Raw genomic sequence first — 25,244 nt, 5'->3', positions numbered from 1 at the left:
GTTTACTCCTCTGCCCCGGCAGCTGAATGCGAACTCATGTCCATTCCTTCCATGGCGGCCACTTCGTGCTCTTTCTTCTCGTGGTGCACTGGCTTGCCCGGTTTCATGCCTTCGTACTTGTCGACGATGATCTGGAACAGGTTCGGCGTGACCGAGGAGTAAAGCTCGACTGGGTTGTTCTGGCTTTGTTTGGACAGGGCTGCGTATTCAGCTTGTTCAAGCTGTTTAGGTGCCTTTTTGACTTCGCTTACCCAGGCGTCGAAATCTTCCTGAGAAGTGGCGATAGCTTTGAATTTCATGCCGGTGAAACCCGCGCCGCTGTAGTTGGCGGAGATACCGTCCATTTCAGCGTTCTGGTTGGCGATCAGGTGCAGTTTGGTCTGCATGCCCGCCATCGCGTAGATCTGACCGCCCAGAGCAGGGATGAAGAACGAGTTCATCACGGCGTCGGAAGTGATCTTGAAGTTGATCGGGGTGTGCGCCGGGAACACGATCTTGTTGACCGTGGCGATGCCTTGTTCCGGGTAGATGAACAGCCACTTCCAGTCCAGCGCGACCACTTCAATGGTGACCGGCTTGACGTCGGATTCCAGCGGCTTGTAAGGATCCAGTGCGTGGGTCGACTTGTAGGTGACGTAACCCAGGGCAATGATGATCAGTACCGGAATAGTCCACACCGCGATTTCGATCTTGGTGGAGTGGGACCATTTTGGCGTGTAGACGGCGTCCTGGTTGGAAGCGCGGTATTTCCAGGCGAACAGGAACGTCATGACGATGACCGGCACGACGACCAACAGCATCAGCAGCGTTGCGGTGATGATCAGGTTTCGCTCATCCAGGCCGACCTGGCCCTTGGGATCGAGCAAGGTCATGTTGCAGCCTCCCAGCAACAACGTGCCGAGCAGCGGCAATAAGCCTAGTAGTCTGGGGTACCTGTTTTTACTCATCTCACGACCTCTAAAGCAGCTTGCGCAATGCAGTTGGGTTTTGATCGCCAACACTTCACCCTGCCAAGGGTTGGCATTTTTCTTGGATTGAATAAGGGCCTGCCCGTCGCGCGTCAGACGCGGTTCGACAATTGCTGGGCCTGCGGTGTGTTCTTATTCGAATTCGTGGTCAAGGGCCTTGTTACAGACCAATTCCATTTGGTGCGGATCGTCGGAAGGCACCGACAATGGGGGGTCGCATGAAGCCATCAGGCTTCTCGACGCCCTGTTCTACTCATAAGCCTGAGTCAGGATGAGCAGTGCCGGGAATTCAGTGCGGGCGATTGTAGATATGTAGCGATTCATAAACCATGTCTCATCCCGAAATAATTTTTATCCGTTCCAGCAACAATCATTCACGGTTTTTGCAAAAGTGGGCCATGGTATCGAAATTAATTCTCAACAAAAACACCAAAAAATGTAGGTGTACCGCGCGAAGTTCAGACAGCTTCCTGGGCTCTGCGCTCGCCTCAGACCCTGCTCTACCCCCTATGTGACAAGGGCTTTGGCCATTCGCCAGCCCCTGTTAAAACTGCCTGTTTCAGCTGATTGGCACTGAAAGCGGCAGTGGCTTGCGGGGCCTGTTTTGGGTACCTTGAGGTGTCCCGATTCCATGTCTTGAAATGACTTGCGACACTCGAGCTGTGACAACATGTCGCACACATGCCGCATCCATAATTGTCGCGCATCAAGGTCTTTTCATTTGAGCTTTGAACATGCAAAACGCCCTGGCCTCTGAACGAGGACCGGGGCGTTTTTTGTTTCCTGCAACGGTGTGGCGGACGGTCTCAGCGCAGGGCTTTGCGGTTACGCCAAGTGAGCAGCGGCACCAGCACCACGACCAGCACGAACGCCGTCAGCGCCCACTGTGCCAGGGACAAACCAAGGATCGGCGGGTACGGCGTGGAGCAGAAACCGTCGACCTGGAAGCCCAGCGGGAAGATCTTCGCCAGCGGCAGGCCGTCGACGATCGGTTGCAGCACATCGATGCCACAGCTGACTTCCGGGTACAGCTGGGTATAGACGTGATGCCCGGCCACCCCGACGCCTGCGATGGCGCTGATCACCACCAACGCCTCGAACAGCGTGATGCTGCGGCGGGTGCGCATCGCCGCGCCGATAAACGCGAAGAGCGCGATCAGCAACAATGCGTAGCGCTGCAAGATGCACAGCGGGCACGGCGCCTCGCCCAGCACCACTTGCATGTACAGCGCGCCACCGATCAGCGCCAGGCAGATGATGCCCAGCAACACCAGATAGCGCCGTTCACGTCCCAACCGCATTGTTTCCTCGCTCATCGCGTTTCCCTTCTGTGTCCGTGGATCAGCTCGCCGGCGGCTGCGCTTGCAGCTGCTGCATCAGGCTGATGTTGTCTTCGATATGCCAATTGGCCGCGATGCGACCGTTGTCGATCTGATAGATATCGGTTGCCCGGAAGTCTACACGCTGGCCCTGACCTTTGAGAGCCTTGAACGGGCCGGTGAAGTGCCCGCGAAAGTGCAAATGCACCACCACCCGATCACCGGCAATGATCATTTGTTCGATCTCGCAGCTCAGGTCCGGCACCGCCGTGCGAAAGAACTTCGACGCCAGCAGCGGCCCGGTCGGCCCCTGAACCCGGCCTTCGGGCGGGGTCTTGTCGACGAACTGCTCTGACAATGCAGCCTTGGCCAACGCCTCCTCCCCGGTGTTCCAGAAGCTGCCATAACGCCGGGCGGCCAATTCCATGGAATCGCGCTGCGCCTTGGGCAGGCTCTGATCGACAATCAGGCTCTTGGGCTGGAGCAAGGTCGGTTCGGCAGAGGCAAACGGACTCGCCAGCAGCGCAGCGGTCAGGCTGAAGCCGGCCAGGGTTAAACGGCGGGAGATAGTGATGTGAGTCATGGGGCGATCCTGATCATGTAAACGAACGAGCGCCTATCATCAGCATCGGGGAATAAACGATAAACCGGTTAAGAACGGATTAACCTTTAAGCGTTTTTTACGAATCGGGACCGAGGTGAAGCTTGCCCGCGATGAAGGCGACTCGGTCTCCCGAGTCGCCGCAACCGCTTACTCCAACGCCGCAGCCGGCCCGAAGAACTCGTAACGGCTTTGCTTCTCCGGCACACCCAAGGCCTTGAGGTGACGCTTGATCGCCGCCATGAAGCCTTTAGGCCCCAGGAAGTAAGCATCCACATCGCGTTGCTGCGGCAACCACTCGCCGAGTTGCTCCTGGCTCAGCAGGCCAACCTTGTCCGCCGCCGGGCTGACGCCATCGTCTTCGGCGTAGCAATAGAAACGCTTGAGCTGCGGATGACGCTCGGCCAGCCCGTCGATCCAGTCGCGGAAGGCATGCACGCTGCCGTTGCGCGCACAGTGAATAAAATGCACCGGCCGCTCGGTCGCCAGCGCCGCTTCGAGCATTGCCAGCGTCGGGGTGATGCCGACACCGCCACTGATCAGCACCAACGGTTTGTCGCTGGCGGTCAGGGTGAAGTCGCCCGCTGGCGGGAACAGCATGATGCTCGCGCCGACGTGCAGTTGATCGTGCAAATGGTTGGAGGCGCGGCCACCGGTTTCGCGCTTGACGCTGATGCGGTACTGGCCCTTGTTGGCCAGCGCCGACAGCGAATAATTACGCCGGATTTCTTCGCCGTCGAGGATCAGTTTCATGCCGATGTACTGGCCGGGCTCGGCCGCGAGAATCGGCCCTTTATCCGCCGGTTCGAAGTAGAACGAAGTGATTTCCGAGCTTTCCTCGACCTTGGCCGCCACGATGAATTCCCGCGCGCCGCGCCAGCCGCCCGGTGCCTGGGCTTTCTGGTCGTAGATACTGGCTTCGGCGCCAATCAGGATCTCGGCCAATTGGTTGTAGGCCGCACCCCAGGCGCTCATCACTTCAGGGGTGGCGATCTCATCGCCCAACACTTCAGAGATGGCTCGCAATAGGCAGCTGCCCACGATCGGGTAATGTTCCGGGAGGATTTGCAGGGCCACGTGCTTGTTGATGATCTTGGCCACCAGGTCGCCCAACTGATCGAGCTGGTCGATGTGCCGCGCGTACATCAATACACCGTTGGCCAAGGCGCGAGGCTGATCGCCGCTGGCCTGGTGGGCCTGGTTGAACAGCGGGCGGACTTCCGGGTATTCGGAGAGCATCATGCGGTAGAAGTGAGTGATCAATGCCTCGCCACCGCTTTCCAGCAGCGGTACGGTGGACTTGACGATGGCACGGTCTTGAACGCTAAGCATAAGAGCAACTCCTGGGCTTTATATGAATACCCTTTGCTTATCAGTTTCCATGCCAACAATTAAAACCTTATAAATCAAACAATTAAAAACAATGTAGTCATATCGACACTCATCGTTTTATAGTCATAGCGACTACACGGAGTCATTATGACTGCAAAATTACTGCTCACGACCCTGCTGCCCCTGGTCTCCGACCTGTCCCGCGAGCTGCCCGAAGGCGAGCGCTATCGGCGCCTGCTCGAAGCCATGCGCGCCCTGCTCCCTTGCGATGCCGCCGCCCTGCTGCGACTCGACGGCGAATGGCTGGTGCCGCTGGCTGTGGACGGGTTGAGCACCGACACCCTCGGCCGCCGCTTCAAGGTCAGCGAACACCCGCGCTTCGAAGCGCTGCTCAGCAGCCCCGGCCCGACCCGCTTCGCCGCCGACAGCGACTTGCCCGATCCTTATGACGGCCTGGTCGATGGCCTGCACGAGCATTTGGAAGTCCACGACTGCATGGGCTGCCCGCTGTTTATCGACGAGCGCCCGTGGGGCCTGCTGACCCTCGACGCCCTCGACCCTGAGCGCTTCGAGCCGATCGAACTGGATGCCCTGCAAGCCTTCGCCAGCCTCGCCGCCGCCACCGTAAACGCCGCCGAGCGCATCGAACGGCTGGCCAATCGCGCCGAAGACGAACATCAGCGCGCCGAGGTTTACCGTCAGGCCAGCGGCCAGCAGAACCGCGAAATGATCGGCCAGAGCAAGACCTACAAACGCCTGGTTGAAGAAATCAACCTTGTGGGCGGCAGCGATCTCACTGTGTTGATCACCGGGGAAACCGGGGTCGGTAAAGAGCTGGTGGCCCAGGCTATCCACGCCGCGTCGCCCCGGGCCGACAAACCTATCATCAGCCTCAACTGCGCCGCCCTGCCGGACACCTTGGTGGAGAGCGAACTGTTCGGCCACGTGCGCGGTGCTTTCACCGGGGCGACGAACGATCGTCGCGGCAAGTTCGAACTGGCCAACGGCGGCACGTTGTTCCTCGATGAAGTGGGCGAACTGTCGCTGGCGGTGCAGGCCAAATTACTGAGGGTGCTGCAGAGCGGGCAATTGCAGCGGCTGGGGTCGGACAAGGAGCATCAGGTCGACGTGCGGCTGATCGCAGCGACCAACCGCGACCTGGCCGAGGAAGTACGCAGCGGCCGCTACCGCGCCGACTTCTATCATCGCCTGAGCGTTTACCCGTTGCTGGTGCCCGCATTGCGGGATCGCGGTCGGGATGTGCTGTTGCTCAGCGGCTACTTCCTGGAACAAAACCGCTCACGCATGGGCCTCAACAGCCTGCGTCTGACCAGCGATGCCCAAGCGGCGTTGTTGGGGTATGGTTGGCCGGGGAACGTGCGGGAACTGGAGCACTTGATTGGCCGCAGCGCGTTGAAGGCGCTGGGTAATTGCACGCAACGGCCGAAGATTCTCAGCTTGAGCGCGGCGGATCTGGATTTGCCCAATAGCGGCGTAGAACAGGCAGCGGAACCCGTGGTCGCTGCGCCGGTAGCTGAGTTGATTCCAGGGGATTTGCGTGAAGCCACTGAGCACTATCAGCGCCAACTGATCAGCGCTTGCCTGGAACGGCACCACCACAACTGGGCCAGCGCGGCGCGGGAGTTGGGCCTGGATCGGGCGAACCTGGGGCGAATGGCCAAGCGGTTGGGCATGAAATAGTTTCACCAGAATGAAGTAATACCCTTGTGGCGAGGGAGCTTGCTCCCGTTCGGCCGCGAAGCGGTCGTGAATTCAGCGATGGAGTTCTATCTGGAAAAATCAGGGACCGCTTCGCGCTCCAACGGGGGCAAACCCCCTCGCCACAGGTAAGCGCCCTCCCACAGGGGTCACCGTTTGGCTGGCAATAGGCATTTCCCCTAAAGCCAGCCCCCAACAAGTCGATAACCCGGCATCGATAGCTGTTGGCGATGCTCATAATCGCCTCACCTTTTCCACAGAAGGTTTTTATGTCTTCCAACAAAGCCCGCGCAGATTCACTTTCGCTTCTGCTGTTTACCTTGCGCAGCGGCAAGCTGATGGCGATCAACCTGCTGAAAGTCAGCGAAATCATCCCCTGCCCGCCGCTGACCAAGCTGCCGGAGTCGCATCCCCACGTCAAAGGCATCGCCACCCTGCGCGGCGCGTCGTTGTCGGTGATCGACCTGAGCCGCGCCATCGGCGAACGACCGCTGGAAGACCCGAACGGTGGCTGTCTGATCGTCACCGACGTCAGCCGCTCCAAGCAGGGCCTGCACGTTCAGGCGGTGAGCAAGATCGTCCACTGCCTGACCACCGACATCCGTCCACCCCCCTTCGGCTCTGGCGGCGTGCGCTCGTACATCACCGGCGTGACGTCGGTCGACGGTACGCTGGTGCAGGTGCTGGACATCGAAAAGGTCATCCACGGCATTGCGCCGGCGCAGATCGAAATGGCCCCGACCGAACTGAGCATGGAAGAGGCTGAAGTACTGGGCAATGCGCGAATTCTGGTGGTCGATGACAGCCAGGTCGCACTGCAACAATCGGTGCACACCCTGCGCAACCTCGGCCTGCAATGCCACACCGCCCGCAGCGCCAAGGAAGCCATCGACTGCCTGCTGGACCTGCAAGGCACCGCCCAGCAGATCAACCTGATCGTCTCGGACATCGAAATGTCGGAGATGGACGGCTATGCCTTCACCCGCACCTTGCGCGAAACCCCGGACTTCTCGCACCTCTACGTGTTGCTGCACACCTCGCTGGACAGCGCGATGAACAGCGAGAAGGCTCGACTGGCCGGGGCCAACGGGGTGCTGACCAAGTTCTCCTCGCCAGAACTGACCAAGTGCCTGATCGAGGCGGCCAGGGTCGTCGCCGAACAAGGTCACTGAGTGTGGCCGAGGACTTTTGTTTTCTGATGCGGCGCAACCTCGCCGAGGGTGTGCCGCCTTTCACTTGGCCAAACGACATTGAGTTGACCGAGTACCGTCCCGAACTCGCCGAAGCCGTTCATCACTTGATGGAACTGGGTTATCGGGAAGGCGGCGGTCGCGTGCCGGCGCTGGAAGTCTGGCAACAGCGTTTCGAAACCGATCCTGAATACGATCCTACCCTGTGCTTCATCGCTCTGGATGCCGAAGGCATCGTCGGCGTCGCCCAGTGCTGGACCAGTGCCTACATCAAGGACTTGGTGGTGCACCCGCGTGCTCGAGGCCTCGGACTTGGCCGTGCGCTGCTGCTCCATGCTTTCAAGGTGTTTGCGCAGCGCCGCGAAGGTTTTGTGGATTTGAAGGTGCGGGAAGACAACCTTCGGGCGCGGGGTTTGTATGAAAGTGCCGGGATGTATGTGGTCCGCCGGGAGCCTGTGCCTGTCTGACAGACCGCTTTCGCGAGCAAGCCATCAGGCATACTCCGACCTTGACCACAACACGCCAAGGATGCCTGATCATGAAAGCCACCACCCTGACCTTCCTCTGTCTCACCACCCTCGCCGCCCATGCCCACGCCTCCAGCCCCGATGCCTGGGCCGCCTTCGACAGAGCCGTGCTCGCCAGTTGCACCAAGGCCAGCAGCCTGAAAAACCCCCAACCCGTTGGAAACACCGCGCAGTTCGATGACCGGGTCGGTTATACCGCACTCCTGCTGCAAGGCCAGTACCCGCAAAAACACATGAAAGGCCAGCAAGGCACCGAGCTGTGCCTCTACAACAAGAAGAGCAAAACCGCCTACGTCACCGAATGGGACTCCATCCGTCCTACCATAAAAGCGCAGTGAATGGCGCATAACTTGCTTTGGCACAGGCCTTTGCGGTGGCTTTTTGTCGCCGTTTCATGCTCTCACAGGTCACTGGCCGTTCAATGAATACACCGTTCTCCTGCGTCGGTTGTGGCAAATGCTGCACCGACCACCATGTTCCCCTGACACTGGCCGAAGCCCGCATGTGGGCGGCCGATGGCGGCCAGGTGATCGTGCTGGTGGAAGCCTTTCTCGCCAATGGCCTGGGCCTGCCAGCACAACAGCGCGAACACGCCGAACGCCGTTCGGCGCTGGTTCGCAGCGGCACCTGCGAAGCGCACGTGGCAATCACCTTCGCCGCCTACAACGTCGGCCCCTGCCGGAATCTTGACGAAGACACCCTCTGCCGCATCTACGAACGCCGCCCGCTGGTGTGCCGCATCTATCCGATGGAAATCAACCCGCACATCCCGCTCAACCCGGCAACAAAGGATTGCCCGCCCGAGTCATGGGAAAAAGGCCCGGATCTGATTGTTGGCGGTGAATTGGTCGATCAGGAATTGGCAGGATTGATCCAGCGCTCCCGCCAAGCGGATCGCGATGAGATTCAGGCCAAGGATGCGATTTGCGCGCGATTGGGGATTCGGACGACAGCGCTGAAAGGCGATGGGTTTACCGCATATCTGCCGGACATGACCGCGTTTGCCATGGTGATCGATCAGGTGGCGCAGCAATCGCAGGCCGAGGCAGATAGTGAATGGCTGTTTCATGTGTCTGGCGATGATATCGCCGGGCAAGTGCTGGCAGCCGGGGCGCAGGTGGTGACTGAAGCGCCGCTGAACTATGCGTTTATTTCGTTGCGGGCGGCCTGAGCCCGAGGGCGTATTGCATTTAATGGCCTCATCGCGAGCAGGCTCGCGATGACGGCAGATCACGCACCGCGCAGGTAAAAACTCAGCGCTTGCCCATCGAACGACGAGTGCCGGGAGGCGCTGCGCCCGGGGTCTTGGTGTGGCCGTTCTTGGCGCCATTCTTGTACCAAGGCTGGCTGGCGCTCTTCGCGCCGGCCAGTTCCCCCGGCTTGAACGGAAACTTGAACGCCGGGATCGCCGCTTTGGTTTCGCTGTCGGCGCTGGAGTCGACGCTGTCGGGCAGGTCTGCCTGGTCGTCGCGCAAAGCGTCGGCAACCGGCGGTTGTGTCGGGGAAGTCATGAAAGCTCCGGGTGATGCTAAAGAGTCGGGCCCGGTAGGCGAGCCGCGAAAGGCGGCAGTATACCTGTGTCGGAGGCCGCAAGCTTCAAGCCGCGAGCGAGTCCGTCGGGTTTTGTGCTGACGGACCTGCCGCCTTCGCGGGCAAGCCTCGCTCCTACAGGTCATGTGTCGATCACATCGAATTCTGTAGGAGCGAGGCTTGCCCGCGAAGAACGATAACGCGGTCAATCTGACTGAACGCCTGCCTACGTCTGCGGATCGACGTTATCCAGCGCCCGGTTCACCGCCAGCTCCGCCAGCATGATGCTCTGTTGAATCGCCAGCGCCATGTAGCGCTGCGGGCCGGTCAGGTCGTTGGCGAAATCGCTGGCCAGGACACTCGCCGTGGCTAACGATTCGTAGGCGTGGGCCAAGAGGCTATCGGTATCCATATTCGGGGCGACCATGAACATGGTGCTGGGGCGGCGTTTTTTTTCGGTGTAGGGCGTTGGGGGATCGAGGTAGTAGTCGAGCGCGCGTTTTATGGCTTCGCGGTCTTTGAGTAATTCTTCGGCGCGCGAGGCTTCGGCATTGGGGGTGGTGGTGTTGAAGGGTGGATCGGGAATTAACTTGTTGCTCATTGAAACATCCTCTAATCAATTGGAGCCATCACTCATCGTTTCTCACGCGACGGAGTGGTGGCAGCTATGTGCGGAGTGAGAAACCGGTAGAGGATCAAACCCGGCCGGACCGAAGTCCGCCCGCACACAGCCGCCATAGAGCATTGCAGGCAGCGGATAAGCTGGCGGCGATTATGGTGGTACTGGCGATGGATTAAAACCTCTTCCGGGCTCTCACACCCGATCGCTGAATTGTCAGCGACAGCCAAAGACTAGAGAGCCCGCTTCCGACGAACAACCTGAAAGATACGTGGGAAAGGTCTGCGTTCAGGCACATCGATTAAACATTCAAAAGCGGAACTCGGAGCGTCCCTGGAGGCGTTCCCACGCAGGAGCGTGGGAACGATCATTCGGGTACAGACGAAAGAGATTGGTCGGCTGTCAGGCCGCCTTCACGAACAAGCCCCCCCACCACTGAACGGTGCACACCCGCCCCTCACCACTCAACAGGCCGAGCGTTAGCTCGCCTGCCGCTTTTGATCTTGATCCACCCGCCCCTTCGGGAGGCTGAGTGGAGGTGTTCATCTGGGGATTGGCGCGCAGCGCCGTTCGACGCAGTCGAACCCATCGCATGTAGGTCGTAGCGAAGCAGACCGTAGGGCGATGCCCCCAGATGGATACCGGAGCGAAGGAACGCCGAGCCTTAGCGAGGGGCCGTACGTTCGGGGCGAGACCTTTTGGTTACTTTTGGCTGGGCCGGCATTCCGGGCGTTTGCCAAAAGTGACCCGCTGTAAGAGCGGAACCATAAGTGGCCGTTACCGCAGAAATGGATATGTACTCAGTCAGCAAGAACCTGGTCGGCTATAAGGCCGCCAAGATCAAAACAAGATCCCGGTCCAAACTGACAGAGCCGTCAGTTACCAGTCACGCTCCTGACCGGCGAACAGGTTTATAAAGGAAGGTATAAACCTGACAAAACCAGACCACTCAGCCCGGCGCCCCACTCGCATGCGAATTCAGAAAAAAACCGCCCTGCTCGCCGCCCTTCTGATCGCCCTGGCAGCGACGGGCGTTTGGTACGCCATCAAACCCGCCACCACCAAACTGGCCGCCCCCACCGCCATTCCCGTGCGGGTGGTCAGCGTCGTCGAAAAAGATGTGCCCCGCTACGTCAGCGGCATCGGCTCGGTGTTGTCCTTGCACAGCGTGGTCGTGCGCCCGCAAATCGACGGCATCCTCACCAAACTGCTGGTCAAGGAAGGCCAACTGGTGAACCAGGGCGACCTGCTGGCCACCCTCGATGACCGCTCGATCCGCGCCAGCCTCGACCAGGCCCGGGCGCAACTGGGCGAAAGCCAGGCGCAACTGCAAGTGGCCCAGGTCAACCTCAAGCGCTACAAATTGCTGAGGGTCGACGACGGCGTGTCCAAGCAGACCTACGACCAGCAACAAGCCCTGGTCAACCAACTCAAAGCCACCGCCCAAGGCAATCAGGCATCCATCGACGCCGCTCTGGTGCAGCTTTCCTACACACAGATTCGCTCGCCAGTCACCGGTCGCGTTGGTATTCGCACAGTCGATGAAGGCAACTTCCTGCGCATGACCGACACCCAAGGTCTGTTCACGGTGACCCAGATCGACCCGATCGCCGTGGAGTTTTCCCTGCCGCAGCAAATGCTGCCGACCCTGCAAGGCCTGATCAACGATCCACAGCAAGCACCGGTCAAGGCTTACATCGGCGCTGACACTGACGGTGAAACCGGCAACCTGCTGGGCGAAGGTCACCTGACCCTGATCGACAACCAGATCAACACCAACACCGGCACCATCCGAGCCAAAGCCGAATTCGCCAACCCCGCACAGAAACTCTGGCCGGGCCTGCTGGTGACGGTAAAGATTCAGACAGCGCTGGATAAAAATGCGCTGGTGGTGCCGCCCACGGTCGTACAACGCGGGCTCGATCAACATTTCGTGTACAGGGTCAACGGCGACAAGGTCGAAGCCGTGCAGGTACAGATGGTTTATCAAGGCAGCGGCCAGGACATTATCAAAGGCGTTAAACCGGGCGACGTGCTGGTCAGCGACGGCCAATCGAGGCTCAAGCCCGGCTCGACGGTTCAGGTACTGAGCGAGCCACCGCAAGTGGTCCAATCGGAGCCAAAACCATGAAGGGCCACGGTTCCATTTCCGCGTGGTGCATCGATCATCCGGTGGCGACGGTCCTGCTGACCTTTGCCCTTATATTGCTCGGCGTCATCGCCTTCCCGCGACTGTCGATTGCGCCACTGCCGGAAGCGGAATTCCCGACCATTCAGGTGGCCGCGCAACTGCCCGGCGCCAACCCGGAGACCATGGCCTCATCGGTGGCCACGCCGCTTGAAGTGCAATTCAGCGCCATCCCCGGCGTGACCCAGATGACCTCGAGCAGCGCCCTGGGCTCGACCATCCTGACCCTGCAATTCACCCTCGACAAAAGCATCGACACCGCCGCCCAGGAGGTCCAGGCCGCGATCAACACCGCCGCCGGCAAACTGCCCAAAGATATGCCCAACCTGCCAACCTGGCGCAAGGTCAACCCGGCTGACAGTCCGGTGCTGATTCTCAGCATCAATTCACCGCAAATGCCCGGCACCGAACTCAGCGATCTGGTAGAAACCCTGCTCGCCCGTCAGATCAGTCAGATCGACGGTGTAGGCCAAGTGAACATCACCGGTCAGCAACGTCCGGCGATTCGCGTGCAGGCCTCGGCGGACAAACTCGCCGCCATTGGCCTGACCCTGGCGGACATTCGCCTGGCGATCCAGAAAACCAGCCTCAACCAGGCCAAAGGTGCGTTGTACGGCGAGTCGAGCATCTCGACCCTGTCCACCAACGACCAGTTGTTCCACCCCGAGGATTACAGCCAACTCATCGTTTCCTACAAGAACGGTGCCCCAGTTCATCTCAAGGACGTGGCCAAAGTGGTCAACGGTTCAGAAGATGCCTACATCCAGGCCTGGGCTGACGGCCAGCCGGGGGTGAACCTGGTGATTTTCCGGCAACCGAGCGCCAACATCGTCGAGACCGTTGATCGAATTCAAGCGGCCCTGCCGACACTGAATGCCATGTTGCCGGCTTCGGTGCAGGTCAAGGTGTTGATCGACCGCACCCAGACCATCCGCGCCTCGCTGCATGAAGTGGAAGTCACCCTGCTGATCGCGATCCTGCTGGTGGTGGCGGTGATGGCGCTGTTCCTGCGGCAACTGTCGGCGACCCTGATCGTGACAGCGGTGCTCGGTGTGTCGCTGACTGCCAGTTTCGCCCTGATGTACATCATGGGCTTCAGCCTGAATAACCTGACGCTGGTGGCGATCGTGGTGTCCGTCGGGTTTGTGGTCGACGATGCGATTGTGGTGGTGGAAAACATTCACCGGCACCTGGAGGCCGGCGACGGCATGCGCGAGGCGGCGATCAAAGGCGCCGGCGAGATCGGTTTTACCGTGGTCTCGATCAGTTTCTCGCTGGTGGCGGCGTTCATTCCGCTGCTGTTCATGGGCGGCGTGGTCGGGCGGCTGTTCAAGGAGTTCGCCTTGACCGCGACCTCGACCATCCTGATTTCGGTAGTGGTGTCCCTGACCCTGGCACCGACGCTGGCCGCGCTGTTCATGCGCGCACCGGCGCATCATGCCCACAGCAAACCAGGTTTCGGCGAGCGCTTGCTGGCGCTGTACGACAAAGGCCTGCGCCGCGCCCTCGCCCATCAGACATTGATGATCGGTGTGTTCGGCCTGTCGCTGGGGCTGGCCATTGCCGGTTACATTTTCATCCCCAAAGGCTTCTTCCCGGTACAGGACACCGGATTCGTCCTCGGCACCACCGAAGCAGCTGCAGATATTTCCTACGGCGACATGGTGAAAAAACACTTGGCGATGGCCGAAATCGTCGCCGCCGACCCCGCCGTCGAGACGTTCTCGCACTCGGTCGGTGTTTCGGGCAGCAACCAGACCATCGCCAACGGCCGCTTCTGGATTTCGCTGAAAAAGCGTGGCGACCGCGATGTGTCCGCCAGCCAGTTCATCGACCGGATTCGCCCGCAACTGATGAAAGTCCCGGGCATCGTGCTGTACCTGCGCGCCGGGCAAGACATCAACCTCAGTTCCGGCCCGAGCCGCGCCCAGTACCAATATGTGCTCAAGAGCAACGACGGTGCCCTCCTGAGTACCTGGACCCAGCGCCTGACGGAAAAACTGCGCAGCAACCCGGCGTTCCGTGACATTTCCAACGACTTGCAACTGGGCGGCAGCATCACCCACATCAGCATCGACCGCAGCGCGGCGGCGCGTTTCGGCCTGACCGCCAGCGACGTCGACGAAGCGCTGTACGACGCCTTCGGCCAGCGGCAGATCAATGAATTCCAGACCCAGACCAACCAGTACAACGTGATTCTGGAACTGGACACCAAACAGCGCGGCAAGGCCGAAAGCCTCAACTATTTCTACCTGCGCTCGCCGCTGAGTGGGGAAATGGTGCCGCTGTCGGCCCTGGCGAAATTCGATGCACCGACCATCGGCCCGTTGTCCATCGCTCACGACGGAATGTTCCCGGCGGCCAACCTGTCATTCAACCTGGCTTCCGGCGTGGCGCTGGGTGATGCGGTGATCATGCTCAACCAGGCCAAGGCTGACATCGGTATGCCGGCCGCCATCAGCGGTAACTTCCAGGGCGCGGCCCAGGCGTTCCAGAGTTCGCTGGCCAGCCAGCCGTGGTTGATTCTGGCGGCGTTGGTGGCGGTGTACATCATTCTCGGCGTGCTGTACGAAAGCTTCGTGCATCCACTGACGATCATTTCGACCCTGCCTTCGGCGGGGCTCGGGGCGGTGATCATGCTGTGGATCTGCGGCCAGGACTTTTCGATCATGGCGCTGATCGGGCTGGTGCTGCTGATCGGTATCGTCAAGAAGAACGGTATCCTGATGATCGACTTCGCGCTGGATGCCCAGCGCAACCGTGGCCTGCCACCGCTGGAGGCAATCCATGAGGCCTGCCTCACACGGTTCCGGCCGATCATCATGACCACGCTTGCCGCCCTGCTCGGCGCCTTGCCGTTGATGATCGGCTACGGCACCGGCGCCGAACTGCGCCAGCCATTGGGCATCGCGGTGGTCGGCGGTTTGCTGGTGAGTCAGGCGCTGACGCTGTTCACTACGCCGGTCATATACTTGTGGCTTGAGCGGATATTCCATAGACCCACACCAGCACAGCAGCCGGTGCTGGCGACCACAGACTGAGGCGGGGTCATGCGCGTTCTGATTATCGAAGACGAGGAAAAAACCGCGGATTATCTGCACCGCGGTCTGACGGAACAGGGTTACACCGTGGACGTGGCCCGCGATGGCGTCGAAGGCCTGCACCTGGCGCTGGAAAATGACTACGCGGTGATTGTCCTCGACGTCATGCTGCCGGGCCTCGACGGTTTCGGCGTGCTGCGCGCATTGCGTGCGCGCAAGCAAACCCCGGTGATCATGCTCACCGCCCGCGAGCGGGTGGAAGACCGCATCAAAGGTCTGCGCGATGGCGCCGACGATTACCTCGGCAAACCGTTTTCCTTCCTCGAACTGGTGGCGCGCCTGCAAGCGCTGACCCGTCGCAGCGGTGGCCACGAGCCGGTGCAGGTGAGCATCGCCGACCTGTGGATAGATTTGATCAGCCGCAAAGCCACCCGCGCCGGCACCCGCCTGGACCTGACCGCCAAGGAGTTCTCGCTGCTCAGCGTACTGGCGCGGCGACAAGGGGAAATCCTCTCGAAAACCGCCATCGCCGAGATGGTCTGGGACATTAATTTCGACAGCGACGCCAACGTGGTCGAAGTCGCGATCAAACGCCTGCGGGCCAAGCTCGACGGGCCGTTCGACGAGAAATTGCTGCACACCATTCGGGGCATGGGTTATGTGCTGGAGAGCCGTGGTGTCCAGTAACTCCATCGCGCTGCGCCTGAGCGGGATGTTTACGCTGGTGGCGCTGCTGGTGTTTCTGTTGATCGGCGGTGCGCTGTATCAACAGGTCGACAAGGGCTTGGGCCTGCTGCCCGAAGCCGAGCTCGATGCCCGCTACAGCGTGCTCGAATCGGCGCTCAACCGTTACGGCACGCCCGAGCATTGGGTGAAGATCAACGCCAAGCTCAAGCTGCTGAGCGAAGAAGACAAGCGCATTCGCTTTTGGGTGGTCAGCGGTAATCCCGGTTATGAATACGGCCAACCCGACGCGTCGATCCGCGCGTTCGCCCAAGGCCCATTGGGCATGCGCGACATGGAATTACCCGACCATCCGTACCCGCTGAAAGTGCTGCTAACCGAGTTGCCAGCCAAGGACCAGCGCCCACCGCTGCGCTTCATGATCGGCATCGACACCGAAACCTTTTACGAAACGCAGCACCACTTGCTGATCGCCCTGATCAGCCTGGCGATCATTGGGGTATTGCTGGCCTCGCTACTCGGTTATTGGGTGGCGCGGATCGGCCTCAAACCACTGATCAAGTTGTCGCAGGAAGCCCAGCGCCTGGCACCACCGAGGCTGTCCGGGCGCCTGCAATTATCGCCATTGCCCCCGGAGCTCGATCAGTTCGTCAGTTCGTTCAACGCCACGCTGGAACGGGTGGAACAGGCCTACTCGCGGCTGGAATCGTTCAATGCCGACGTGGCCCATGAACTGCGCTCGCCGCTGACCAACCTGATCGGCCAGACCCAGGTTGCACTGACACGCGGGCGCTCCGCCGAACACTATTTCGAAGTGCTGCAATCGAACCTCGAAGAGCTGGAGCGGCTGCGCTCAATCATCAATGACATGCTGTTCCTCGCCAGCGCCGACCAAGGCAGCAAGGCCACCCAACTGACGTCCACCTCACTGGCCGACGAAGTGGCGACGACGCTGGAATATCTGGATTTCATTCTTGAGGATGCGCAGGTTCAGGTCGAGGTCAGTGGCGATGCGCAGGTGCGAATCGAGATCGCACATCTGCGCCGGGCGTTGATCAACTTGCTGAGCAACGCGGTGCAGCACACCGCGCCTGGGCAAGTGATTCAGGTGCGGATCGAAGTCGAGGAGCACCAAGTAAGCATCGGCGTCGCCAACCCGGGGTCGCCGATTGCCAATGAGCATCTGCCGCGCCTGTTCGAACGTTTCTACCGGGTTGATGCGTCACGCAGTAACAGTGGCAACAACCATGGCCTGGGGTTGGCGATCGTCAAGGCGATTGCGCTGATGCATGGCGGGGATGTGTTTGTGCGCAGTGATCATGGGATGAATACCTTCGGGATTCACCTTCCAGTCTGACCCCCCACTCCCTGTGGCGAGCGAGCGAGCTTGCTCGCGCTGGGCTGCGAAGCGGCCCCAAAAATACGACTACATTCAATCAGACAGGCCACATACTCCGATTACGACTGCTGCGCAGCCGAGCGGGAGCAAGCTCCCTCGCCACAAAAAAAGCCAAACCACTTGCAACTGCGGACTGTTACTTTTAGCGCAACAGTCCTTTATGCAATCCACTCTTTTTCCCCTCGCCCAAGCCCCTTATCGTTGCCCCATCAAACAGCACTTGCCAAGCAAGAAGGTTCAAAAGATGTCCAACAGTATGGGTATTGCCAGCGCTTTCGTTTTGTCGTCCCTGTTCCTGTCTCCGTTCGCCATGGCTGAAGAGTCGCAGACATTCGTCGCACAAAATGCCGAACGCGCCAAGGCCTACGAACAGTATCAAAACGAACTGACAGCCAAGGCCCAAGAGGCTGCGCAAACCCCTCAAGCGTCGAGCACTCAAGCCCTGCCACGGGTTGAGAAAGACAGCTGATCCATACGTATCGCTCTGTTTCCCTCGACACTTTTCATCGGCTCTTCCCTTTGAAAAGTTGTCTTCAAAGCCGCTGCTATCAGCGGCTTTTTTTCGTGGTGGTTTTCAACCCCTTCAGTTCATCTTCCCTGACAACAAACATCCGCACTTCAAAACAATGAAGTACTTAGTTGACCCAAGGAGCTTTACTGCACGTGCGTTTCCCTCTCAGATTCAGTCCGCTGTTCATTGCAATCACTGCAACGATGGCCAACAACGCGCAGGCCGACGACGAATCCAGCCGCGAAGGCTTTGTCGATGGGGCGAGCCTCAACCTCAATGCCCGCAACTACTACATGAACCGCAATCGCCTGCAAAAGGCCGATGACAACATCGAGTGGGGTCAGGGCTTTCTCGGTCGCTTCGAATCGGGATTCAGCCAGGGCACCATCGGTTTCGGCGTTGATGCCCATGCGATGCTCGGGCTCAAGCTCGACGGCGGTGGTGGCACCGACGGGTCGAGCATCCTGCCGATCAGCGATGGCAACGGCAAGGCACCGGGCTCGTTTTCCACCGCTGGCGGCACCCTGAAAATGCGGGCCTTCGATACCGAATTGAAGGCCGGCGACCTGTTCCTTGCCAACCCGGTGATCGCCGGTGGCGAAACCCGCATGCTGCCGCAGACCTTTCGCGGCGTCAGCCTGACCAACCACAGTGTCGACGGGTTGATGATCGAGGGCGGTCAGGCCAGCTTCACCAAACTCTACAACCAGAGCGGCCACACCCGCATCGGCACGTCCTATGGCAGCCTGGCCGATGGCGATGAAAGCCGGCATTTGAATTGGGCCGGCGTGGCCTGGAGCGGCCTGCCGGGCCTGACCAGCAGCCTGTATGCGGCCGAACTCAAGGACATCTGGAACCAGTACTACTACGACCTGGACTACACCTATTCGCTGAATGACTTGGTCAGCCTCAACCCGGGCCTGCACTTCTATCACACGCAAGACACCGGCGATGCACTGCTGGGCAACATCGACAACAACACCTACAGCCTGCATTTCACCGTCGACGTGGGCCATCACAGCGTCACCGCCGCCTACCAGCGGGTCAACGGCAACACGCCGTTCGATTACATCAGCCAGGGCGACAGCATTTATCTCGACAACTCCCAGCAGTATTCGGACTTCAACGGTCCGAATGAGCGCTCGTGGAAACTCAAGTACGCCTACGACTTTGCTGGCCTCGACATGCCCGGCCTGACCTCGGCGGTGTCCTACTCACGGGGTGAACTGGACCTGACCAAGGTCGATCCGGACAGCCGCGGTTACGCCTCGTGGTACAGCGCCGACGGCAGAAACGCCAGGCATCGGGAACGAGACATCGAGCTCAAGTACGTGGTCCAGGGTGGCAAGGCCAAAGACCTGGCGATGCGTCTGCAATGGGCGTCTAACCGTGGCGGCAACGGTTACGGTGCGCTGGATCAGGACACGGATGAATACCGGGTAATTGTCGACTACCCGGTGAATGTCTTCTAAGCTTCAATTAGCAAAAGGCCAGCATGTTTTGCTGGCCTTTTTTTTATCCGGGATTTATATAGGCGCGCAGGACGCAACCGGTTTCTGGGACTCTGCCCGATTCTTGTAAAAGCACTTTCATAACGCCTTATTTGCAGAAGTCAGAACCATGAGTGTGAACAGTGCGAAATCCGGTGATCCGATCCGTTCGACACGCTCGGAGCGGCTTCTGGTTCTCAGTAGTGTGTTGTTGGTGATTGCAATACTGAGCATCGTCGCGTTCCTGCTGATCCGCGAACACGCCAATGCCAAATTGTCCGCCGCTCGCGCCGCCAACAATATCGTGCAATTGATCGACGCCGACGTGCTGCGCAATGTCGAACTCTATGACGTGTCCCTGCTGGGTTTGATCGCTGCCTCCCAGCGGGAAGACCTCAAGAGCGTTTCCCCGGCCATTCGTCACCTGGCCTATTTCGACCGCGCCACTGCCGCGCCGTACAAGGGCAACATCTTGTTGCTCGACAACAAGGGCTATGTGATCGCCGACTCGGCCTCGGTGGAGCCCAGAAAGGGCAACTTTGCCGATCGCGAATACTTCCAGGCCCACATCAACAATCCGGACCCGGGCATGTTCATCAGTCGCCCTTTCAAGGCCCGGCCGCCGGAACAGGATTGGCGGATCAGTTTCAGCCGCCGGGTGAACGGCACCCAGGGTGAGTTCCTCGGCGTGGCCGAGGCCGCCATGCATTTGAGCTACTTCGATCAGTTGTTCAACAGCTTGAGCATCGGCCGCGACAGTACGGTCAGCCTGATCAGCAAGGACGGGATTCTCCTGGCCCACCAACCCCACCTGGCCGAAGAGCTGATCGGCAAGGATTTCAGCAACCGCCCCAATTTCCAGCGCATCGTCAAAGAAGGCAACGGCAGCTTCACCGGCATGTCCAGTCGATACAACGATGAGCGCTTGTACACCTTCTCCAAGGTCGGGAATTTGCCGTTGATCGTCATCGTTGCGCTGTCCAGCGATGAAGTCTTTGCGGCCTGGAAGCGCACCGCGGTGGTAGTCACTTCTGCGACCGTTGCCCTGTGCGTGAGCCTGCTATGGCTGACCTGGTTGCTCTGCCGGGAGCTGCGTCGACGCCAAAGCGCCGAGCAGGAACTGGCACAACTGGCCGCCACCGACCCCTTGACCGGTCTGGCCAATCGCCGAAGCCTGGATCAGGCTCTGCACCATGAATGGTTTCGTACCCAGCGTTCCGGTCAGCCGTTGTCGCTGTTGATGATCGATATCGATCACTTCAAGGCGTTCAATGATCGCCACGGCCACCGAGGGGGCGACGATGCCTTGCGCTCGGTGGCCAAGGTGATCGACACCCATGTTCGACGGCCGGCGGACCTGGTCGCCCGGTATGGTGGCGAGGAGTTTTCAGTGATCCTGGCTGAAACCGACAGCGCCGGAGCCCAACAGATTGCCGAAAAAATCCGTATGGCGGTGGAGCAATTGCCGTTGGTGGGAGGTGATGTGTCACCGATTACTGTCAGTATTGGTATCAGTACCTGGACGACAGCAACCGACATCAGCCTGGAACAGTTGCTGTTTGCAGCGGACAAGGCGCTGTATCAGGCCAAGGAAAACGGGCGGAACCGGGTGGTCGCTGCGGATTGATCGTTCCCGCTGGCATAAAAAAAGGCCACCCGAAGGTAGCCTTTAAAAAACTAGAGAGGTTTTTTGCTTACACGGCCGCAACAGGACGCATGTAAGAGATCGGTGCGGTGCTGGCGTCTTCGAACGTCACGACTTCCCAAGCATCTGTCTGCTCAATCAACTTGCGCAGCAGCTGGTTGTTCAATGCGTGTCCGGACTTGAAGCCCTTGAACTCACCAATCAGGCTATTGCCCAGCAGGTAGAGGTCACCAATCGCATCGAGGATTTTGTGCTTCACGAATTCGTCTTCATAGCGAAGGCCGTCTTCGTTCAGTACACCATCCGCGTCGACCACAATTGCGTTTTCAACGCTGCCGCCGAGTGCGAGGTTGTGCTTGCGCAGGTACTCGATATCACTCATGAAACCAAAGGTACGCGCGCGGCTGACTTCTTTTACGAACGAAGTGCTGGAAAAATCCACGCTTGCACTTTGTGTGCGGTCACGGAAAACCGGGTGATCGAAATCGATCTCGAAGCTCACTTTGAAACCTTCGAAAGGGACGAAAGTGGCGCGCTTGTCGCCGTCTTCCACTGTCACTTCCCGCAGGATCCGGATGAACTTCTTGGCGGCGTCCTGCTCTTCCAGGCCGGCCGATTGAATCAGGAATACGAAGGGTCCAGCGCTACCATCCATGATCGGGACTTCGGACGCGGAGAGCTCGACGTAGGCGTTATCGATGCCCAGGCCAGCCATGGCCGAGAGCAGGTGCTCCACCGTGTCCACTTTGACGTCACCGTTAACAAGCGTGGTCGACATAGTGGTTTCGCCAACGTTTTCCGCGCGGGCAGGAATCTGCACCACAGGGTCGAGGTCAGCACGACAAAACACAATGCCGGTGTCGACAGGCGCTGGCTTGAGGGTCAGGTAGACCTTCTCCCCGGAGTGCAGGCCGACACCTGTGGCACGGATAATATTCTTCAGGGTGCGTTGTTTAATCATGGCATGGGCCGCTTCAGCGCAAATTGCGAACTGGTATCAACAAAGGCTGGCGATGATAGCAGACCAGACCTTTGCTGAACACCAATCACCCTAATACCCCTGATACATTTCATCAATCGGCCTGACGACGCAGGAAAGCCGGGATGTCCAGGTAGTCCAGATCATCTTGCGGGTTCATCTTCGCGGCAGTCGCAGCACCGGCCTGAGCCTGGTTGCGCATGACGGTCGGACGGTCCAGGTCACGGTAGTTCACCGCAGGCTGTTCCTGACGAACAGGGGCTTGTTGTTGTGGCTGGGAGGCCATCGAGGTGTGAACGGTGTTGTCGATGACCTTCACAGGCTTCTCGATTTTAGCGCCCAGACCTGTGGCAACCACAGTCACGTGCAGCTCGTCGCGCATGTCCGGATCGATAACGGTACCGACCTTGACCATTGCGTGCTCGGATGCGAAGGCTTCGATGATGCTACCCACGTCGGAGTACTCACCCAGAGACAGGTCAGGACCGGCGGTGATGTTCACCAGGATGCCGCGTGCACCTTGCAGGTTCACGTCTTCGAGCAGCGGGTTGCGAATGGCCGCTTCGGTCGCTTCACGTGCACGGTTCGGACCGCTGGCGCAGCCAGTGCCCATCATCGCCATGCCCATTTCGCTCATCACGGTACGTACGTCGGCGAAGTCGACGTTGATCATGCCCGGACGCTTGATGATGTCGGAGATACCGCGAACGGCACCGGCCAGTACATCGTCGGCCTTGGCGAAAGCCGACAAGAGGCTTGCGTCTTTACCGAGGATGGTCAGCAGCTTCTCGTTGGGAATGGTGATCAACGAGTCGACGCTTTCAGACAGCAGACGGATACCTTCGTCGGCGAGCTGCATGCGCTTGCGGCCTTCGAACGGGAACGGACGGGTCACCACCGCAACGGTGAGGATCCCCATTTCCTTGGCCACTTCAGCAATGATTGGCGCTGCACCGGTACCGGTACCGCCGCCCATGCCGGTCGTGATGAACACCATGTTGGTGCCCTGCAGGACTTCGGCAATGCGCTCACGGTCTTCGAGAGCGGCCTGACGACCTACTTCAGGGTTGGCGCCAGCGCCCAGACCTTTGGTCACGCTGGTGCCCAGTTGCAGAATGGTGCGCGCGCTGATGCTTTTCAGCGCCTGGGCATCAGTGTTGGCGCAGATGAATTCAACGCCTTCAATGTTGCTCTTGACCATGTGATTGACAGCGTTGCCGCCGCCTCCGCCAACACCGATAACTTTAATAACCGGGCTTGCGGGGATGTTGTCTACGAGTTCGAACATTTTCCCTCTCCTTACATTCTCTAGTTTTTTCGCCTACTGCTTTTGAAGCGGTGTTGCGGTAAAGCTTTAGAAATTGCCTTGTACCCAGCTCTTGATGCGATCGAGCAGAGCGGCTTTCGGTTCGTCATTGCTGTAGCTGTCGCGGCTGCCGATGCCCGAGAACGAAATCCCGTCGGACTGCTTCTGCAGGCCGTACATCAACAGGCCAACGCCGGTGGAATAGATCGGGTTGCGGACCACGTCGTCCAGACCCTTGACGCCATGGGGCACGCCCAGGCGAACCGGCATGTGGAAGATCTCTTCGGCCAGTTCGACCGCGCCTTCCATCTTCGACGTACCGCCGGTCAGCACGATGCCGGCCGGGATCAGGTCTTCATAGCCGCTGCGACGCAGTTCGGCCTGGATCAGGGTGAACAGCTCGTCGTAGCGCGGCTCGACCACTTCGGCCAGGGCCTGGCGGGACAGTTCGCGCGGTGGACGGTCGCCGACACTCGGTACCTTGATGGTTTCGCCGGCACCGGCCAGTTTGGCCAGGGCGCAGGCATAGCGAATCTTGATTTCTTCGGCGTACTGGGTCGGGGTGCGCAACGCCATCGCGATGTCGTTGGTCACCTGGTCGCCCGCAATCGGGATCACTGCGGTGTGGCGGATCGCGCCTTCGGTGAAGATCGCGATGTCGGTGGTACCGCCGCCGATGTCCACCAGGCACACGCCCAGTTCTTTCTCGTCGTCGGTCAGCACCGAATACGCCGAAGCCAGTTGCTCGAGAATGATGTCGTCGATTTCCAGGCCGCAGCGACGCACGCACTTTTCAATGTTCTGTGCGGCGTTGACGGCGCAGGTGACCACGTGAACCTTGGCTTCCAGACGCACGCCGGACATGCCCAGCGGCTCGCGCACGCCTTCCTGGTTATCGATCACATAATCCTGCGGCAGGGTGTGCAGCACGCGCTGGTCAGCCGGGATTGCCACAGCCTGGGCGGCGTCGAGGACGCGTTCAAGGTCGGCGGAGCTGACTTCGCGATCACGAATCGCCACGATACCGTGGGAGTTCAGGCTGCGGATGTGATTGCCGGCCACGCCGACGAACGCCGAGTGGATCCGGCAACCGGCCATCAGCTGCGCTTCTTCGATAGCGCGCTGGATCGACTGGACGGTGGACTCGATGTTCACCACTACGCCTTTTTTCAGGCCGCGGGACGGATGTGTACCGATCCCGACGATTTCGAGCGTGCCGTCGTCCGCAACCTCGCCGACCAGCGCCACCACCTTGGAGGTGCCGATATCGAGACCGACGATCATTTTGCCGCTTTGCACGTTTGCCATGGGTCCTGCCTCTTCTTAATTCTTTGCGACAGCGGGTTGGGCTGTCGTCGGCGCTACAGGTTCCCGCCAGCCAACGGCAAGGCCGTTGGCGTAGCGCAGATCGATGCGCGCAATGTTCGTAATCTGCTCTTTGAGCGTCTTGTCATAGATGGCAATGAAGCGGCGCATCTTTTCCACCAGGTTGCCGCGTCCCAGCAGCAGTTCGATTCCGGGACCGGCGCTGCCTGCGCCGGTGGTCAGGAACCAGCTGCCTCGTTCACGCAACTCCAGGCGTGCAATCGAGAAGCCCAATGGCCTGAGCATCTGGCTCAGCACCTGGTATTGCTGCATCACTTGTTGCTGAGCCCGCTGCGGGCCGAACAGCTGTGGCAAGTGTTCGTAGTTCGCCAGCTCGCGCGGGGTGAACGCCTGTCCCTGGTTGTTCAACAGCGACTCATCGCCCCAACGGGCCACCGGCAGTTGTTCTTCCAGGCGAATCACTACCTGATCCGGCCACACCCGACGCACTTCGGCGTGGGCAATCCATGGCATCTGTTCAAGCTCGGTGCGCATGCTCGCCAGGTCGATGGTGAAGAAGCTCGACGCCACGTACGGGGCGATCCGCTGCTGCACCGCTTGCTGGCTGATGTAACTCAAGTCGCCCTGCACGGCGATTTTGGTGATCGGCCGGTCGGCGTACGGCAGCAAACGCTGTGCGCCTTCGTAAGTACCGAACCCCAACGCCACCAGCAACACGGGCCAGAACAGGCTTTTCAGAAAACCGAAGTTGGCTTTCGGCAGGCGCACGGACATCGGCTCTTTGGCCACCATTCGGCTGGCACCCCGCGGCACCGGCTTGCGGCCGGGTGGTGCGGAGGGCTGATGTCTCAGCTGTGCGCCTTGCATGGT

The 25,244-nt window shown here is 59.8% G+C and carries 22 protein-coding genes; 12 read left to right on the top strand and 10 right to left on the bottom strand.

Annotated elements, in window-relative coordinates; translation table 11 throughout:
• Window positions 1–2 precede the first annotated feature (2 nt).
• The 4 genes from cyoA to hmpA form a co-directional block, all read right to left on the bottom strand.
• Window positions 3–947, bottom strand: coding sequence for a ubiquinol oxidase subunit II (gene cyoA, locus LOY28_RS04765; protein ID WP_026286728.1), 945 nt, complete (start codon window positions 945–947; stop codon window positions 3–5).
• Window positions 948–1,774: 827 nt separating this feature from the next.
• Window positions 1,775–2,284, bottom strand: coding sequence for a disulfide bond formation protein B (locus tag LOY28_RS04760; RefSeq protein WP_019582334.1), 510 nt, complete (start codon window positions 2,282–2,284; stop codon window positions 1,775–1,777).
• Between the two features lie 25 nt (window positions 2,285–2,309).
• Window positions 2,310–2,870: an ester cyclase gene (locus tag LOY28_RS04755; protein ID WP_018930153.1), complete on the bottom strand. Its 561-nt coding sequence runs from the start codon at window positions 2,868–2,870 to the stop codon at window positions 2,310–2,312.
• Between the two features lie 168 nt (window positions 2,871–3,038).
• A complete protein-coding gene (gene hmpA / locus LOY28_RS04750) occupies window positions 3,039–4,220 on the bottom strand; it encodes an NO-inducible flavohemoprotein (protein ID WP_018930152.1) in 1,182 nt (393 codons plus the stop codon).
• Window positions 4,221–4,367: 147 nt separating this feature from the next.
• On the opposite strand from hmpA, the gene norR reads away from it, so the two are divergent.
• The 5 genes from norR (at window position 4,368) to LOY28_RS04725 (ending at window position 8,827) form a co-directional block, all read left to right on the top strand.
• Window positions 4,368–5,921, top strand: coding sequence for a nitric oxide reductase transcriptional regulator NorR (gene norR, locus LOY28_RS04745; RefSeq protein ID WP_086946442.1), 1,554 nt, complete (start codon window positions 4,368–4,370; stop codon window positions 5,919–5,921).
• A gap of 287 nt (window positions 5,922–6,208) precedes the next feature.
• On the top strand, window positions 6,209–7,111 hold the full coding sequence (locus tag LOY28_RS04740) for a chemotaxis protein CheV (RefSeq protein WP_018930150.1): 903 nt from the start codon (window positions 6,209–6,211) through the stop codon (window positions 7,109–7,111).
• A gap of 26 nt (window positions 7,112–7,137) precedes the next feature.
• Window positions 7,138–7,596, top strand: a complete 459-nt coding sequence (locus LOY28_RS04735; protein ID WP_258613142.1) for a GNAT family N-acetyltransferase — start codon at window positions 7,138–7,140, stop codon at window positions 7,594–7,596.
• A gap of 71 nt (window positions 7,597–7,667) precedes the next feature.
• A complete protein-coding gene (locus tag LOY28_RS04730) occupies window positions 7,668–7,994 on the top strand; it encodes a hypothetical protein (protein WP_258613141.1) in 327 nt (108 codons plus the stop codon).
• An 83-nt stretch (window positions 7,995–8,077) separates the two neighbouring features.
• On the top strand, window positions 8,078–8,827 hold the full coding sequence (locus tag LOY28_RS04725) for a YkgJ family cysteine cluster protein (protein ID WP_258613140.1): 750 nt from the start codon (window positions 8,078–8,080) through the stop codon (window positions 8,825–8,827).
• Between the two features lie 82 nt (window positions 8,828–8,909).
• Here LOY28_RS04725 and LOY28_RS04720 read toward each other — a convergent pair whose 3' ends face one another.
• Window positions 8,910–9,167 (bottom strand): hypothetical protein, encoded by a 258-nt coding sequence (locus LOY28_RS04720; protein ID WP_019582340.1) that lies wholly within the window; start codon window positions 9,165–9,167, stop codon window positions 8,910–8,912.
• Between the two features lie 245 nt (window positions 9,168–9,412).
• Window positions 9,413–9,787: a DUF6124 family protein gene (locus LOY28_RS04715; RefSeq protein ID WP_258613139.1), complete on the bottom strand. Its 375-nt coding sequence runs from the start codon at window positions 9,785–9,787 to the stop codon at window positions 9,413–9,415.
• A 988-nt stretch (window positions 9,788–10,775) separates the two neighbouring features.
• Here LOY28_RS04715 and LOY28_RS04710 point away from each other — a divergent pair.
• The 7 genes from LOY28_RS04710 to LOY28_RS04680 all read left to right on the top strand — a co-directional run bounded on the left by LOY28_RS04710 (window position 10,776) and on the right by LOY28_RS04680 (window position 20,745).
• The gene (locus LOY28_RS04710) at window positions 10,776–11,936 is read left to right on the top strand and encodes an efflux RND transporter periplasmic adaptor subunit (protein WP_258613138.1); all 1,161 of its coding nucleotides are present in this window, start codon (window positions 10,776–10,778) and stop codon (window positions 11,934–11,936) included.
• Complete coding sequence (locus LOY28_RS04705; RefSeq protein WP_018930142.1) at window positions 11,933–15,034, top strand: multidrug efflux RND transporter permease subunit; 3,102 nt, start codon at window positions 11,933–11,935, stop codon at window positions 15,032–15,034. The genes LOY28_RS04710 and LOY28_RS04705 overlap by 4 nt, the downstream gene beginning before the upstream one ends.
• 9 nt (window positions 15,035–15,043) lie before the next feature.
• Entirely contained in the window at window positions 15,044–15,721 is a 678-nt protein-coding gene (locus LOY28_RS04700; RefSeq protein ID WP_018930141.1) for a heavy metal response regulator transcription factor, read from the top strand.
• A complete protein-coding gene (locus LOY28_RS04695; protein ID WP_018930140.1) occupies window positions 15,711–17,075 on the top strand; it encodes a heavy metal sensor histidine kinase in 1,365 nt (454 codons plus the stop codon). Before LOY28_RS04700 ends, LOY28_RS04695 begins: the two co-directional genes overlap by 11 nt.
• 286 nt (window positions 17,076–17,361) lie before the next feature.
• Window positions 17,362–17,586, top strand: coding sequence for a hypothetical protein (locus tag LOY28_RS04690; protein WP_019020950.1), 225 nt, complete (start codon window positions 17,362–17,364; stop codon window positions 17,584–17,586).
• Between the two features lie 194 nt (window positions 17,587–17,780).
• On the top strand, window positions 17,781–19,100 hold the full coding sequence (locus LOY28_RS04685; protein ID WP_018930138.1) for an OprD family porin: 1,320 nt from the start codon (window positions 17,781–17,783) through the stop codon (window positions 19,098–19,100).
• Window positions 19,101–19,248: 148 nt separating this feature from the next.
• Entirely contained in the window at window positions 19,249–20,745 is a 1,497-nt protein-coding gene (locus tag LOY28_RS04680) for a sensor domain-containing diguanylate cyclase (protein ID WP_258613137.1), read from the top strand.
• Window positions 20,746–20,812: 67 nt separating this feature from the next.
• Here the strand turns inward: LOY28_RS04680 and lpxC are convergent, their stop codons facing one another.
• From lpxC to LOY28_RS04660, 4 genes are all read right to left on the bottom strand, one after another.
• Window positions 20,813–21,724, bottom strand: coding sequence for a UDP-3-O-acyl-N-acetylglucosamine deacetylase (gene lpxC / locus LOY28_RS04675; protein ID WP_007939852.1), 912 nt, complete (start codon window positions 21,722–21,724; stop codon window positions 20,813–20,815).
• Window positions 21,725–21,836: 112 nt separating this feature from the next.
• On the bottom strand, window positions 21,837–23,030 hold the full coding sequence (gene ftsZ / locus LOY28_RS04670) for a cell division protein FtsZ (protein ID WP_007939850.1): 1,194 nt from the start codon (window positions 23,028–23,030) through the stop codon (window positions 21,837–21,839).
• Window positions 23,031–23,096: 66 nt separating this feature from the next.
• Window positions 23,097–24,356 carry a cell division protein FtsA gene (gene ftsA, locus LOY28_RS04665; protein ID WP_007939849.1) on the bottom strand — a complete coding sequence of 420 codons (1,260 nt, stop codon included), beginning with the start codon at window positions 24,354–24,356 and terminating at the stop codon, window positions 23,097–23,099.
• 15 nt (window positions 24,357–24,371) lie between these two features.
• Window positions 24,372–25,241 (bottom strand): cell division protein FtsQ/DivIB, encoded by an 870-nt coding sequence (locus LOY28_RS04660; RefSeq protein WP_007939848.1) that lies wholly within the window; start codon window positions 25,239–25,241, stop codon window positions 24,372–24,374.
• Window positions 25,242–25,244: the final 3 nt, after the last annotated feature.

Origin of the sequence: Pseudomonas sp. B21-017 (assembly GCF_024749245.1) — a bacterium.
GTDB lineage: Bacteria > Pseudomonadota > Gammaproteobacteria > Pseudomonadales > Pseudomonadaceae > Aquipseudomonas.
This window is presented reverse-complemented; position numbering and strand designations above follow the sequence as displayed.